The following is a 14,356-nucleotide window of genomic DNA, read 5'->3' on the forward strand; positions in this document are numbered from 1 at the left end:
TTCTTTCCTCGGAATGACCTATGGCAGGCAATTTCTAGCAGATTATGCTAGCGACCACAGGCGGACGCGTGGTCCAGCTACTCGTAAAATTCATGGCAGAACATGGCGCGATAATGGTCCCGTTTCAAGGCTATGTGAAGAAACTTGCGAGTTTATTCATTAAAAGATCCAGTGAACCGACTTTCTGCCGCATTCCGTGCTATTGAGTGGTCTTGAATCAATTTGTGGCTTGGCCTCTCCCATAACGAACAAGAAAAGGTTCTGGTGCACGGCACAATGAAAACTATCGAACGCTACATCATCAGACGCAGCTTTACCGCCTTCATCGTAACATTGGCGGCCATGACCGGCGTTGTCTGGTCCACTCAAGCACTGCGCCAGCTGGATCTGGTGACGTCGAAAGGTCAGACTCTGCTTCAGTTCGGTTACATCACCGCTCTGGCCCTGCCTTTCCTCATCCTGATCGTTGCCCCTTTCGCAATGATGCTGGCGTTTATAATCGTGCTGAACAGCATGTCCCGTGACAGTGAACTTATTGTCATCAACGCATCCGGCGCTTCCAAGTGGCTGGTTCTGCGCCCTATTATGACGTTCTCCCTCTGCGTCACAGCACTGATGTACTTTCTGTCGATCTATCTGTCCCCGACAGGATTAGCAGAACTGCGCAGTGAGCTGACGCGGGTGCGCGTTGACCTTGTGGCCAACATCATCAAGCCGGGGCGGTTCATTCCCATTGAAGAGAACCTAACCTTCCATATTCGCAACAGAAGTGGTGATGGTGTGCTTGAAGGGCTCTTGCTAGATGACGCAAGAGATCCGGAAACCTCCTTTACTTATACAGCTGAAACCGGGCGCATTATTGAAGCGGCAGACAAAACGCTGCTTGTGATGCTTGATGGAACGATCCAGCGCCGCCCCAAAGGTGGGCAGGATATGTCCATCGTGAGCTTTGAGAGTTATGGCTTCGATCTGTCCTCCATGATTCCCGAGGCACGAGAGCCAACATTCAAGGCAAGTGAGCGTCCAACCTTCGACTTGTTGAGCGCAAGCCCCGATGATTCTTACGCTGCAAAGCATTGGGACAAGCTAATTGTGGAATTCCACGACCGTTTGAGTGTCCCCCTTTACCCCATTGCCTTTGGTCTGATCATCTATGCTTTCCTTGGTTCACCCAAGACCACAAGACAAGACCAAGGCCTTGCAATAACTACAACAATCGCGGTTGCGACACTGCTGAGAACAGCAGGTTTCGGCGCAACGCTCATCGTGAGTTCGGCTCCAGATATGTTCCCGTTGCTCTATGCAATCCCAATAATCGCAATTGCGCTTGCTGCGTGGTCCATTAGCCTGAACAGAAGACCTTGGTTTGTTCAGCGTCTGGTCGATTGGATATACACCCTCGTGAATGGAGTTGGGCGTGTGTTCTCCAAACTGGTAGGCCGTAAAAACCAAGGGACAGCAGGACTGTAATGACCGGAAGAACGCTTAGTCTTTACATATCCAAACGGTTCCTGAAGTCGATTCTGGCCCTGTTCCTGTTTGCAGCTGTGCTAATCCTGCTCTTTGACGTACTGGAACTGGTGCGTCGCGGCGGTGATCGTGAAGGCTTTTCGCTGCTGCGCATTGCAGCGATTTCCGCACTGCGCGTGCCGTTGCTGCTGGAACAGGTGATCCCATTTGCAGTGCTGTTTGGCTCAATCTGGGCTTTTGTGACCTTAAGCAGAAGCCTCGAGCTGGTTGTTGCGCGCGCTGCTGGCATTTCCGTTTGGCAGTTTACAGCCCCTGCTCTACTCACTGGCCTGTTCATCGGTATTGCTTCGGTTATTGGGTACAATCCCGGCGCCGTTTATCTGCAACAGAAATCTGATGAGGTGGCTGAAGGTCTGTTCAGCGTAGAGCAAACTTACCTGCTGGAAGGTTCTGGCGAGGTGTGGCTACGCCAGAATGGAACTGACGGTGAATCGGTTCTGCATGCCCGGCATATTGGCGGGCAAGGCGCGACTTTGAACGGTGTGACGATCTTCTCCTTTGATCGTCAGGGCGAGTTTTCAGAGAGAATCGAAGCCCGCCGCGCAGTGCTTGCAGAGGGCATGTGGCGCTTAACTGACGCTGTCGTCTATGCTCTGGACACTGATCCACAACATTATGATAACTATAGTGTCAGCACATTTTTGACCCCTACAGAGGTCAAAGAGAGCATAGGTTCGCCGGAATCTATTAGCTTTTGGAGTCTTCCCCGCTTTATTGAGTTATCCCAAAGGGCTGGACTACCTGCGTATAGGTATTCTTTACAATATCAGACTCTTCTAGCCAAACCCCTGTTACTTGTGGCAATGATTGTCATTGCTGCTGCTGTTTCGCTGCGTGTATCGCGTTTTGGGGGGATTGGCCGCTTGATCATTTGGGGCATCATTGCCGGTTTCGTGCTTTATGCCGTTTCCGAAATCTCCAAGGATCTGGGCGGTGCCGGAATCGTTCCCACAGCGGTTGCGGCATGGGCACCTGGCGTATTTGGGGTTCTTATGGGTTTTACAATTCTGTTGAATCAGGAGGACGGTTGATGGGTTCGACCTTGATCCTGACACAGAAAATCAAGCGAGTTGGAGCTGGCTGCGTATCGCCAGACTATCTTCGCACTGTCTCTGCACTTGCTCTGCTGTGCGGCGCTGGCCTTATGGTTCTCAGCGCGCCTGCTGTTGCGCAGATTGACCTTTCACAGACTGCCACTCAGTCAATTGATACTTCTCAACCAATGCTGCTTGAAGCCAAAGAGCTTCGCTACGATTTTGACAACGACGTCATTATCGCATCCGGCAGTGTTGAGATCTATTTCGATAACTACACATTGCTCGCAGACCGTGTGACTTACAATCGTAAGGATGGTAAGTTTTCAGCTCATGGCAATGTGCAGATGACTGAGCCGGACGGGAACCTTATTCTCGCCGATAATTTGACGCTGAGTGATGACTTTTCAGAAGGCTTCGTGAACGCCCTTCAGATCGACACACCTCAGTTTACGCATTTTGAGGCCGAGAGCGCTGAACGCTCAGGCGATAATGTCACCACCTTAAGAAACGGCACCTACTCCGTTTATAAGAAGGCGCCAAAACCTCCTTTATGGCGGATCAAGTCCACGACGATCATTCACAACCAGCAAAAACAGCGCATCTATTTTGAAGGTGCATCTATTGAGCTGTTTGGTAATACGATTGCAAAGATCCCATACTTCTCAATTGCAGATCCATCTGTTGGGCGTAAGTCAGGTTTCTTGCTGCCGCGTTTTGTGACGAAGAACCGACTTGGGTTTGGTGCAGTTATTCCTTACTACTGGTCGCTTTCACCTACATATGACTTAACAGTCACCCTGACCCCACTAACGCAACAAGGTGTGTTGGGACAGTTGGATTGGCGTCAGAAACTTGAAACCGGCTCCTACAACGTATCATTGGGCGGAATTTCTCAAGCAGATCCTAATGCATTCAGTGGTTCCAGCGGTGACGTTAGAGGGCGATTTATTGTCAATTCGAATGGTAGCTTTGATCTCAGTAAGCGTTGGGGTGCCGGTTGGGATGTCACCTATGCAACAGATCGGGCCTTCCGTGAAGACTATGGTTTCGCTAAGTTCGGCAGCGCTCAAGAAGTTTCACAGCTCTATTTAAAAGGTGAGACTAAGCGCAATCTTTTCGACGCAAATGCATACGCTTTCCAAATTGCGCAGGAAGATAATCCGAGTCCAACTCAGCCGACAAATCCGAGTGCCCCATTCTCTGCGGTAAATGCTGATCTTCAGGAGAAACAACCGTTTGTTCATCCTGTTATCGATAACTCAATTTATTTTGAGAAATCCATTTTCGGCGGGCAACTGAACTATGACGGTAATCTGACTAGTCTGACACGTCAGACCACAGACGCTTTTTCAGTTAATGGACAGAATCGTTTTCGTGGTGTTGAAGGCACTTTTACGCGCGTGAGTGCAAATCTGACTTGGCAGCGCACACTGATTGATCCAATTGGGCAAGTATTCACACCATTTGCCTATGCGAAAACTAATCTGTATTTCCTTGCAAATGCTGATGACAATGTGACAGCTCTTTCGGATGAGTCCGTTGTCTTCCGTGGCATGCCAGCAGTGGGTCTAGAATATCGATACCCATTCCTTGCGACGTTTAACGGCGGTAATCAGGTTATTGAGCCGATTGCACAGTTGATCGTCCGCCCGAATGAAGCTGCAATTGGTGAACTTCCGAACGAAGATGCGCAATCCATTGTGTTTGATGCTTCGACTCTGTTCGAATGGGACAAGTTCTCAGGTTTTGACCGTAACGAGGGTGGTACTCGCGCAAACCTCGGCCTGCAATACAAGCTTCAGTTCGACAAAGGCTCGTTCATCAGCGGTTTATTCGGTCGCTCCTTCCAGCTGGCAGGCCGCAACTCTTACGCTGTGCCAGGTATTCTTGACGCAACGGGTGACTCTGGTCTTCAGACCGTTGGGTCTGACTATGTCACCAGCCTTTATTTCGATACCAATACCGGCTTCCGCTTAGGCGGTAATGCGCGCTTTAGCGAGCATGATTTTGGCGTCGAACGTGCTGAAGTGAGTGCAAGTGGTCGTTATGGTCCAGCCTCCACGGTTCTGTCTTATGCCTATCTGGCAGAGCGCCCCGATGCAGGTATTGACCAACAGCGTTCAGAGCTTGTTGGGGCGTTAAACCTGACTCTTGAGGAAAATTGGCGCATTTTCGGATCGATTCGTTATGACATGATCAACGAGAATATCGTTCAGGATACGGTTGGTCTTGGTTATGACGATGAAGGCTTCTCTGCCTCCATCTCCTATGGCGAAGACAGAAGCCGGAACAATGGTGAGCCGGTTGAGCGGATATTCTTCTTCCGATTCGGCCTGAGAACCATTGGCGATACCAGCCTCTCAACCTCCACCTCTGACTCATCCCCGAATGATTGAGTAGGTATTTGAGCTTAAACCTCTGGCTGTACACAAGAAATAGCCAGAGGAATGACAGATTGTCGCCTTCATTTGCTATTATTAGTTTGAATAAATTTTTCCGGGCTGCACCCTTCTAATTTGAGTCAAGCTGTGCCAAATATGCATCAGTGCTATCTAGGGAGCGTCTAGAGAGGGCATATGCCTTTGGGACGGAGAGCTTAACAAAATGAAACTTACTCGCTTCTGTGCTTCGCTTTTTGTGGCTGCCAGCATACTGGCTCCGGTTGGTCCAATGCTGACTTCTGCGGAAGCTGCAAGTAAAATTGTTGCTGTTGTTAATGGCCGCCCGATTACGAGCTATGAACTTCAACAACGCTCCAAGCTGATTTCCCTGACCACTCGAGCTCCTTCCAGCATCGCAAAACGAAAAGCCAAAGATGAGCTGATTGACGAAGCTCTGAAGCTTGCAGAAGCAAAACGTGTTGGTGTTTCCATCTCCGACAGCAAAGTTGATGATGCGTTTGCGACGATTGCTCAGCGTGTAAAGATGTCGCCGTCTCAGTTCAAACAGGCACTCTCTCAGAGTGGTGTTAATCCACGCACCTTGAAAAGTCGTTTGCGTGCCGAAATTTCTTGGTCTGAAGTGGTAATGCAGCGTTTCCGCGCAACGGTTCGGATCAATGAGTCTGATGTCATTGCAGCCCTTCAGGGGAGAGAAAATAAAGATGACAGTGGAGCGACTAGCGTCGAGTATGACCTACAGCGCATCATCTTTGTTATTCCCAAAAACTCTAGCAAGACATTTAAGAATAAGCGTGTCTCAGAGATGAAGAAGCTCCGGGCTCGATTTACTTCATGTGAAGAAGGTACACGCTTGGCATCGGGTTTGAACGAAGTTGTTGTTCGTCCAATTGGCAAGCGCCTTGAAACTGATCTGCCACCAGCCTTTGTAAAGAAGCTCAACGAAATCTCCATTGGCCGCGTCACAGCGCCTACCCCAGTAGACTCCGGATTTGAGATGATTGCTCTTTGTGGTAAAGAGACAATCAACAGTGATGCGACTGCGCGAAGCACAATTGAGGGCGAGTTGCGGAATAAAAAAGGGCAACAGCTTTCTCGCCGTTACCTTCGTGACCTGCGCTCCAATGCTGTAATCGAGCAGCGCTGATCACCTGATCAGCAGCAGGAGATGTTTTTAAATCATGCGCAGAGTGAAATTGGCGCTCGCCCTGACAATGGGCGAGCCTGCAGGTATTGGCCCTGATATTACGCTGAAAACCTGGAAAATGCGCTTTGAACGAGATGTTCAGCCATTTTACGTTTTATGCGATCCTGAGCTTTTGAAAGCCCGCGCGAAGCATCTCGGTTTCAAAATTCCGATCAAGGTTGTTGAGCCAGAAGCTGCTTGTGACTGCTTTGATGAAGCCCTTCCTGTGGTTCCTCTCTCCGGTCCAGTTCAAGTTACCCCTGGAGCTCCTTCCGGCACGAATGCCGCGCTGGTGATCGAATCCATTGAAACTGCAGTTCGTCACGTGAAAGAAGGACGCGCATCTGCGGTTGTCACAAACCCGATTTCCAAGAAGATCCTTTATGATGGTGGCTTTCACCATCCTGGACACACAGAGTTTCTTGGCGATCTGGCGAAGACCTATTGGGACAAGGATGTTGAGCCAATCATGCTGCTCGCCGGTCCCGAGTTAATGGCCGTGCCGCTGACCATTCATGTTCCCTTCGTTGAAGTCCCCAAGCTGGTGACAAAGGAACTGATCGTGGATCGATGCCGCGCCATCAACAAAGACATGGTTGAACGATTTGGCATTACCTCACCACGTATTGCGATCGCAGGTCTAAATCCACACGCAGGCGAAGGCGGCTCTATGGGTACGGAAGAGATTGAGACGATTTCTCCGGCCATAGCCCAGCTGCGCAGCGAAGGTATTGATGCACGCGGTCCGTTGCCTGCTGATACTATGTTCCATAGTGAAGCGCTGGACACCTATGATGTGGCTGTGGCCATGTATCATGATCAGGCGCTTATCCCTGTAAAACTCTTGCCTTTGATGAAGCTGTGAATGTGACGCTTGGCCTCCCCTATGTGCGTACATCACCAGATCACGGGACGGCATTTTCCATTGCAGGCACTGATAAGGCCTCTCCAAACAGTTTGATGGCTTCTCTGCGTCTTGCAGCAGCCCTCGCACAACCTGAGTTTGTTTAATGGCACAAATTGATGATCTGCCGCCTCTGCGCGAGGTGATAGCAGAGCATGGGCTCGACGCCCGCAAATCTCTTGGTCAGAACTTCCTTCTCGACCTTAATCTGACTTCGCGCATTGCCCGCAGTGCCGGAGACCTGAGTGACTGTACCGTCGTGGAAGTTGGCCCTGGCCCTGGTGGCCTCACCCGGGCACTTCTGGCAGCAGGTGCGAAGAAGGTTATTGCGATTGAGAAGGATACTCGCTGTCTGCCTGCCCTTGCTCAGATTTCAGAGCACTATAACGGCAAACTGGAAGTAATTGAGGGTGATGCGCTCAAGTACAATCCAGCAGAGCTTGCGGATGGTCCTATCAAGATCATTGCGAACCTTCCTTACAATGTTGGCACCCAGCTGCTTCTGGGATGGCTGACAACGGAAGAATGGCCTCCATTCTGGAGCTCTTTGACGCTGATGTTCCAAAAGGAAGTTGGCCAGCGCATTGTAGCTGAGACCGGAGACAAAGCTTACGGACGTCTTGGCGTTCTTGCCAACTGGCGGTGTCATACGGATATTTTGTTTGATCTAAACCCGAAAGCCTTTACGCCTCCGCCGAAAGTGACTTCAGCAGTTGTGCAGCTGCACCCACGCGAAAAGCCTCTGGATTGCCCACTGAAAGCATTGGAGCGCGTGACCGCCCATGCCTTTGGTCAACGCCGCAAGATGCTCAGAGCCAGCTTAAAAGGCCTTAAACCGAATGCAGAAGCTCGCATTGAGGCTGCAGGCCTGAAACCAACTGCCCGTGCCGAGGAAATCGACGTAACCGGCTTCGTTGCTTTGGCTCATGCGTTTGATAAAGATTAGATCGTTCACGCGCTCATAGAGACAAAAGAAAAGCCCTGAGACTGCATTCGGTCTCAGGGCTTTTTTGTTAGGTCTGCCGCGATGGTTTATTCCACGCGCATGAAGGCGGTCAGGCCACTTCCCAAGTGTTAGATGATGTAGATGACGTATACGCAATCTGAGACCCACATTTTATTGGAATCAGACGCACGGGTTTGAGTACCTGTACTCATTGCCCGTTCGTCTCGAAGGTTGCAGCTTACAAGAGCATCGAACACACATTTGCCAATGCATGTGGAGAGGATATTACGTGCAACAAGGCAACACTCAACTCTTAAACACCTCAACGAAGCTGTAGCGCGGCATGTAAGTTGCAAAAGTAGCTCAAAAGTAAATTTGCTGCATCAAGCAAAAGAGTTCGTACTGATTACTGCATTGTACAGACGGATCTAAACGCCAGTGAAATAAACATTATTTCAAACTACACATCAAACACCTTCAATCCAACTCACTAATTGACAGTTTTGGAACGCTTCCTAACCCTGCGAGATGAGAGCAACTGAAGCTAATCAAGTTGGGGTTCTGATGAAGGTTTCCGTATATTGGGCTGGCATTTCGATCCTATTATTTGGCTTGTCTGGGTGCAATGGTGGGGGTGGAGGCTCTGGGCAGAACAGCAGTTCAAGTGCTCCAGTCATCCAGACACAATCATGCAACGGCACTTCAGGAAACTCTGACGCCTTTGCCTCATCTTGTACAACTTCATTCGATACGACGACAGCTAACCTCATTTCCAAGACGAATGAGTTTACGGTTCAAAAAATCACAATCAGCTCTGCTGTGAGTGGGCTTGGGTACACGATAAAAAGTAACGCATTTGCAGATATCAACCTGCAATATGCTCGCTCAGTTGGATTGACTGGCAAGGGTGAGACAATTGCTGTTCTTGATACGGGCTTTCTTCTTTCTCACAAGGATCTGAAGAATAAAAACGTTACTCTTTACGGAAAGAACACAGCGCAAGACCATGGAACCTTCGTGGCGACCATTGCAGCGGGTGAAGAGGATGGATCGGGCGTCATGGGGGTCGCAGCTGGAGCAGACCTTCACCTAAGCACCTTAGAAGGTGGAAGCCCTTCCAGTTCTGGCGTACAACACCTTGCAGCAACGACTAACGATGCCTTCAACAAAGGAGCAATTGTTCAAAACAATTCCTGGGGTTACGAGTTCGCAAATGGGGCGTCGATTACGCTTTCATACTATTATTCGATAGCAAACCAAAATCCTGGCGTTGCACCAGAAACTCTTCTTGCAAACAACTCCGGTCAAAGCGCTCTAGCATGGAAGAATTATCGAGCAGCTCTTAGCCAGTTCACCAGCCAAGGCATTGTAGTTTTCGCTCAATCCAATGATGAAAATGACACTAGTTCATCTTTAACTGCCGCATTACCTGAAATCTTTCCTGAGTTGAAAGGAGGATGGGCCGTTGCTGTCAATGGACTACCCGAGTACGACTCTAATGGAAACATCTCCAAAGTACATCGCGTATCCGCCGGCTGCCTTGAAACTGCGGAATACTGCCTGACAACGAACGGAACTACTCGCGGAGGCACCTCATCCTCTGACTCTTCTTATAGCGAAGCAACCGGGACCTCATTTTCTGCACCGCAAGTGTCAGGCTCAATTGCTCTACTTGCAGAAGCCTTCCCGACTTTACCTGCCAAAGACCTGTTGAACAGATTGTTCGCATCAGCAGATAACAGCTTCTTTACGGCAACTGGAAGTGTCGACTTCGGAAATGGAGTGACCCACGCCTACAACGAGGAATTTGGTCATGGTTTTCTCGATCTGAGAGCAGCCTTAATGCCCATTGGTAATGTAGGCGCGCCTCTTTCTGACAATGCTTATGATGGCGTCGTTCCCCTTTCAGAGGTAAGCATCACTGCTGGTACTGCCCATGGTGACGCCATAACAAAAGCGCTCCAGGGAAAAACGATGGCGATTTACGATTCCCTTGGCGCAAACTTTGCCGTTGATGCAGGTGCACTTGTTGGATCACGCTCGCAGAATGTTGAAATCCGACTTGAGACATTCCGGTCCAACAACAAGACCTCTGCACAAAGCACGCCATCCTACTCCTTCATGGGAAGTGGGCTGTCTTCAGATACTGGTGGTTTCCAGTTCGTCTCCGGCAGCACGTCAGAAATTGGTAAAGAACTAGGATTCATTCAATCTGGAGACGGACTATTTTCAGGTGATTCTTCTATAATTGCGGCCGGTCCCGGCACTATGGCCTTTGCGACAGTGAGTAAGACAGATGGAAGTGGTGTCGGCGCTCTGACCTATGTCGAACGCACGAGCGACGGTATCGCCTCTGCTGGCTTTGGCCTCTCTATGGCAAAAACAGTCCTTCCGAATCTAACCGGAGTGTTTGGGTTTGCCGTCAATGGGGAGACAGGAACAGCGTTGGGTTTAACGGCGGAAAGTCAGAGGGATGAAGCCCTTTCAGCAGCCAGTTCAGCTTTGTCATTTGCAGGTGAGTGGACATATCAACCCGGCCTGTCATTCTTTGCAAATGCTGAGTTTGGTTTGACGCTCTCAGGAGATGCGGGATACATCGAGTCACTCGATCCCGCCTTACACAGCGCGTTCAGTGCAGGCATAAAGATTGAAGGGCTCTTCTCCGACAAAGATCTCCTCACCTTCTCACTTCGGCAACCGTTGCGCATAGAACAAGGAAACGGGACTATTCGCCTTCCTTACGGGCGCGCAGCAGACGGTACTATCTCATATGTTGAACACGAAATTGAACTTGTCCCTAGTGCACGACAGATCGATTTCGGCCTTCGTTACGATATCAACTTTATGGAAGATACGGTGCTGGGCTTAGGTGGCGCAGTTTCTGTCAATGACGGACATACTCGTGGTGAGCTTGGCGCTTCTGCACTCATGGCATTTAAGCATCGGTTTTAAAGTGCCCAACAACAAAAAAGCCCTGAGACTGCAGACAGTCTCAGGGCTTTTTTGATTGGGTCTGCAGCGATGGTTTATTCCACGCGCATGAAGGTGGTCATGCCGCTTTCCTGGTGTTCGATGATGTGGCAGTGCATGAGCCAGTCGCCTTCGTAGTCGGGGCGCACGGCGACCTGGACGCGTTCGTCGGGGAGTACGAGTGCGGTGTCGGTCCACCAGGGAGCGAGTTGGCGTTTGTTGCTCTTGAGGAGCTGGAAGGTCATGCCGTGGATGTGGATCGGGTGCGTGTGCGGCGTGCGGTTGATGAACTCGAACACGTAGGACTTATCGCGCTTCAGCACGTCCACCGGGTCCAGCGGCCCACGTTCAGCACCTTGCCATGCTCTTTTATTCACGGCCCAGAATGAGAAGCCAAGACTTCCACAGATTGGGTTGGCGGGGCGTTTCTCGGCTGTGGCTGAGAATTCCAGCGGGATGTACTCGGCGTTCTTCAGATCCGGCTGAGGGATCGGGTTGGCTGGCAGTGGCTTGATCTCGCGCAGATCGCGGTTCAGGGACTGACCAATGGCGCGCAGAGACAGGACAGACCACGGTGAGGATGAGGAGTAGTTGGTGAGCTCAATCTGCTCGCCTTCCCCATCAGGAATGCGCATTGCGATGTCAGCGCGCTGGCCCGGTCCAAGTGCAAGCTTGTTGACTGCGAATGGTTCTACGGGGTTGCCATCCATGGCGATGACTTTGGCGTCCGTGCCTTTTGGGAAGGACAGCTTGTAGATGCGGGTCACGTCGGTCACGCACAGGCGCAGGCGGACCAGAGAGCCGGCTTTTACGTCCATCACAGGGGCAGATTGCCAGTTGGAGGTACGCAGGGTGCCGAATGTCCCTGCCCGCGCGGATTTGCGGGGCTGGAACAGTTTGACGAACTGGCCGTCACTGCCAAGGCGGAAATCGCGCAGGTTCACCGGGATGTCGTGATCAAAGCCCAGATCTTCGTCTTCTTCCACGATCATCAGACCGGTCATGCCGTAGGAGAGCTGTTCCAGAGAGTTGCAGTGCGGGTGATACCAGAAGGTTCCTGCATCATGCGGCGTAAAGCGATAATCGAAGTGATCGTCGGTATAGACGTAGTGTTGGGTCAGGAAGGCAACGCCATCCATATCGTTAGGCAGGCGCATGCCGTGCCAATGGATGGTGGTTGGTTCTTCCAGCTTATTGATGAGACGGCTGTGGAACGGTTGACCCTGTTTAACACGCAGGGTTGGCGGCATAGCATCGCCGAAGGTGAACATGCGCTTTGTGGCAGGCGCATCCTTCATCAACTGATGGTCGATGTTGCGGGCAATCATGTCATGGCGTTTGGGAACAGCCCAGAGACTGGACGCTCCCGCCAAGCCACCGGCCACGGCAGCACCGCCAAACAAGGCGCCTTTCAGCGCCTGACGTCGTGTGATCATTGCTCTTTGTCCTCAAGTTCAGCCCGTCTCTGTACTTGGCTGGTCAATGGCTATTCACGACGGCTGCTGTTTACAGGGCATCTGCTTCCTGCAAATGACGCCCTGCTTGTATCTGGCTCACAAATTGATTCAAGTCGCTAATAGTTTGAATCACGAAACTGCGTCAACGCTCTGAATTTACAGGATTTTGCAGTTTCCTTGTCTAATTATTCCGCTGTGGCAGTCTTCAGATCGGCAATCATGCCTTCCATTTTACCGGAAAGTTTTGGCAAGCGAATGCGTTTCAGGCGTTCTGTGGTGATGATTGCCTGAACAGTTTCAACGGCCTTATCCAGATCATCATTGACGATGATGTAATCAAACTCCTGCCAGCCAGAGACTTCATCAATAGCGGTCTTCATACGGCGCTTGATGGCAGCATCGTCGTCATCACCACGGCCAGACAGGCGTGCGTGCATTTCAGCAATGGATGGCGGCAGCACGAAGATTGCGACCACGTCTTCTCCAGCCTGATCCTGCAGCTGGCGAACGCCTGCGATATCGATATCGAACAGGATGTCCTTGCCCGCATTCAGGCTGGCATCCACTGGCTCACGTGGGGTGCCGTAGTAGTTGTCGTGCACCTTGGCCCACTCAAGCAGTTCATTGGCTTTGATCTTGCGCTCGAACTCGTCGGTCTCGAGGAAGTAGTAGTGAACGCCGTGTTCTTCAGCGGCGCGGCGCTGACGGGTGGTTGCAGACACGGATAGAGCCAGCTTGTCATCATCAGCCAGCAGGCGGTTTGCGATGGTGCCCTTGCCTGCACCAGATGGTGCTGCCAGCACCAGCATGAAGCCTCGGCGCACATCTTCGATGTCTTGAGCTGATACGGTTGTTCCGCTTGCGTTTTCTGAGGTCATTTCCAGATTGTCTTCTTTTGCTTATCTGCGTTTACAGCGTCTGCGTCTTATTCGATGTTCTGTGTCTGCTCGCGGAGCTGATCGATCACGGTCTTCAGCTCCAGTCCAATTGCGGTCAGTTCCACACTGTTGGATTTTGAGCAGAGGGTATTTGCTTCGCGGTTAAATTCCTGTGCCAGGAAGTCGAGGCGACGTCCGATTGCACCACCCTTAACGAGCAGTTCGCCAACAGCTTCTACGTGGGCGTAGAGGCGGTCCAGCTCTTCGCGGATGTCTGCCTTCGTGGCAAGGATCGCTGCTTCCTGATGGAGCCGCTGCGGGTCCAGCTGGCTGCTTGCCTCAATCAGTTCCTGAACCTGCGCCTCAAGGCGGGCGCGGATAGCTTCCGGGCTGCGGGATGGCAGAGTTTCAGCTTGCTTGGTGAGCGCGTCGATGGTGTCAATCTGGCCCTTCAGCAGCGTTGCAATGGCACTACCTTCACTGCGGCGCATATCCACCAGTTCATTCAGAGCCTCATCGAAGGAAGACAGGAGCGCTGCGATCTGAGCGTTTTTCTCTTCTTCGCTTTCTTCCGCCTCTTCAAACTCCAGAACGCCCTTGTAACCAAGGATACCGTCGAGGGTTGGTTCCGGTGCATCCGGGAGGCGATCACGCAGGATGGAGATGGCTTTGAGCACTTGTTCCAAAGCTTCTTCATTGACGACCAGAGCGGTGTCGGACTGGGAGCGCTGCATTTGCAGGCCTACAGAGACGTTACCGCGCTTCAGTTTGACAGCAAGGCGTTTGCGAACTTCTGCTTCAACGCCATCCAGCCCCTGAGGCAGACGCAGGCGTGCATCAAACCCTTTGCCGTTGACGGAACGAAGCTCCCACACCCACCGTGTCTCTTCATAGCTGCTTTCCACGCGGGCAAAGCCGGTCATGCTAGCCAGTGCCATCCCTGAAACTCCTTTTGCGAGCATGACCCGTTTTGGTGATGCTCATAATCAATCTGTGTCGGAGCAAAGCATACTCATCAGACTGAAGATTCCCATGAGCTATGTCGTGCT

General features: G+C 51.3%; 9 protein-coding genes and 1 pseudogene. 7 read left to right on the forward strand and 3 right to left on the reverse strand.

From position 1 onward, the window contains the following. Nucleotides 1-276 precede the first annotated feature (276 nt). From lptF to PJE062_RS20800, 7 genes and pseudogenes are all read left to right on the forward strand, one after another. Nucleotides 277-1,470 carry an LPS export ABC transporter permease LptF gene (gene lptF, locus PJE062_RS20770; protein ID WP_037037937.1) on the forward strand — a complete coding sequence of 398 codons (1,194 nt, stop codon included), beginning with the start codon at nt 277-279 and terminating at the stop codon, nt 1,468-1,470. Beyond that, nucleotides 1,470-2,561 carry an LPS export ABC transporter permease LptG gene (gene lptG / locus PJE062_RS20775; protein WP_008551755.1) on the forward strand — a complete coding sequence of 364 codons (1,092 nt, stop codon included), beginning with the start codon at nt 1,470-1,472 and terminating at the stop codon, nt 2,559-2,561. The genes lptF and lptG overlap by 1 nt, the downstream gene beginning before the upstream one ends. Next, entirely contained in the window at nt 2,561-4,963 is a 2,403-nt protein-coding gene (locus PJE062_RS20780; protein ID WP_008551856.1) for an LPS-assembly protein LptD, read from the forward strand. The genes lptG and PJE062_RS20780 overlap by 1 nt, the downstream gene beginning before the upstream one ends. Nucleotides 4,964-5,171: 208 nt before the next feature. After that, the gene (locus PJE062_RS20785; RefSeq protein WP_008551993.1) at nt 5,172-6,113 is read left to right on the forward strand and encodes a SurA N-terminal domain-containing protein; all 942 of its coding nucleotides are present in this window, start codon (nt 5,172-5,174) and stop codon (nt 6,111-6,113) included. Nucleotides 6,114-6,147: 34 nt separating this feature from the next. Then, nucleotides 6,148-7,163, forward strand: a pseudogene (gene pdxA, locus PJE062_RS20790) (4-hydroxythreonine-4-phosphate dehydrogenase PdxA). Next, the gene (gene rsmA, locus PJE062_RS20795) at nt 7,163-8,002 is read left to right on the forward strand and encodes a 16S rRNA (adenine(1518)-N(6)/adenine(1519)-N(6))-dimethyltransferase RsmA (RefSeq protein ID WP_008551965.1); all 840 of its coding nucleotides are present in this window, start codon (nt 7,163-7,165) and stop codon (nt 8,000-8,002) included. The pseudogene pdxA and the gene rsmA overlap by 1 nt, the downstream one beginning before the upstream one ends. 564 nt (nt 8,003-8,566) lie before the next feature. Beyond that, on the forward strand, nt 8,567-10,954 hold the full coding sequence (locus PJE062_RS20800) for a S8 family peptidase (RefSeq protein WP_008551775.1): 2,388 nt from the start codon (nt 8,567-8,569) through the stop codon (nt 10,952-10,954). 74 nt (nt 10,955-11,028) lie between these two features. On the opposite strand, the gene PJE062_RS20805 is transcribed toward PJE062_RS20800, so the two are convergent. The 3 genes from PJE062_RS20805 to PJE062_RS20815 form a co-directional block, all read right to left on the reverse strand. Then, entirely contained in the window at nt 11,029-12,408 is a 1,380-nt protein-coding gene (locus PJE062_RS20805; protein WP_008551939.1) for a multicopper oxidase family protein, read from the reverse strand. A 206-nt stretch (nt 12,409-12,614) separates the two neighbouring features. Next, a complete protein-coding gene (gmk, locus tag PJE062_RS20810; RefSeq protein WP_008551826.1) occupies nt 12,615-13,307 on the reverse strand; it encodes a guanylate kinase in 693 nt (230 codons plus the stop codon). A gap of 47 nt (nt 13,308-13,354) precedes the next feature. Then, on the reverse strand, nt 13,355-14,245 hold the full coding sequence (locus PJE062_RS20815; protein WP_008551935.1) for a YicC/YloC family endoribonuclease: 891 nt from the start codon (nt 14,243-14,245) through the stop codon (nt 13,355-13,357). Nucleotides 14,246-14,356 lie beyond the last annotated feature (111 nt).

The organism is Pseudovibrio sp. JE062, from assembly GCF_000156235.1.
Lineage (GTDB): Bacteria > Pseudomonadota > Alphaproteobacteria > Rhizobiales > Stappiaceae > Pseudovibrio.

Excerpts from the sequence above, each read along its gene's own strand:
- lptF (WP_037037937.1), top strand. The coding sequence starts at position 277 with ATGAAAACTATCGAACGCTACATCATCAGACGCAGCTTTACCGCCTTC.
- lptG (WP_008551755.1), top strand. The coding sequence starts at position 1,470 with ATGACCGGAAGAACGCTTAGTCTTTACATATCCAAACGGTTCCTGAAG.
- PJE062_RS20780 (WP_008551856.1), top strand. The coding sequence starts at position 2,561 with ATGGGTTCGACCTTGATCCTGACACAGAAAATCAAGCGAGTTGGAGCT.
- PJE062_RS20785 (WP_008551993.1), top strand. The coding sequence starts at position 5,172 with ATGAAACTTACTCGCTTCTGTGCTTCGCTTTTTGTGGCTGCCAGCATA.
- rsmA (WP_008551965.1), top strand. The coding sequence starts at position 7,163 with ATGGCACAAATTGATGATCTGCCGCCTCTGCGCGAGGTGATAGCAGAG.
- PJE062_RS20800 (WP_008551775.1), top strand. The coding sequence starts at position 8,567 with ATGAAGGTTTCCGTATATTGGGCTGGCATTTCGATCCTATTATTTGGC.
- PJE062_RS20805 (WP_008551939.1), bottom strand. The coding sequence starts at position 12,408 with ATGATCACACGACGTCAGGCGCTGAAAGGCGCCTTGTTTGGCGGTGCT.
- gmk (WP_008551826.1), bottom strand. The coding sequence starts at position 13,307 with ATGACCTCAGAAAACGCAAGCGGAACAACCGTATCAGCTCAAGACATC.
- PJE062_RS20815 (WP_008551935.1), bottom strand. The coding sequence starts at position 14,245 with ATGGCACTGGCTAGCATGACCGGCTTTGCCCGCGTGGAAAGCAGCTAT.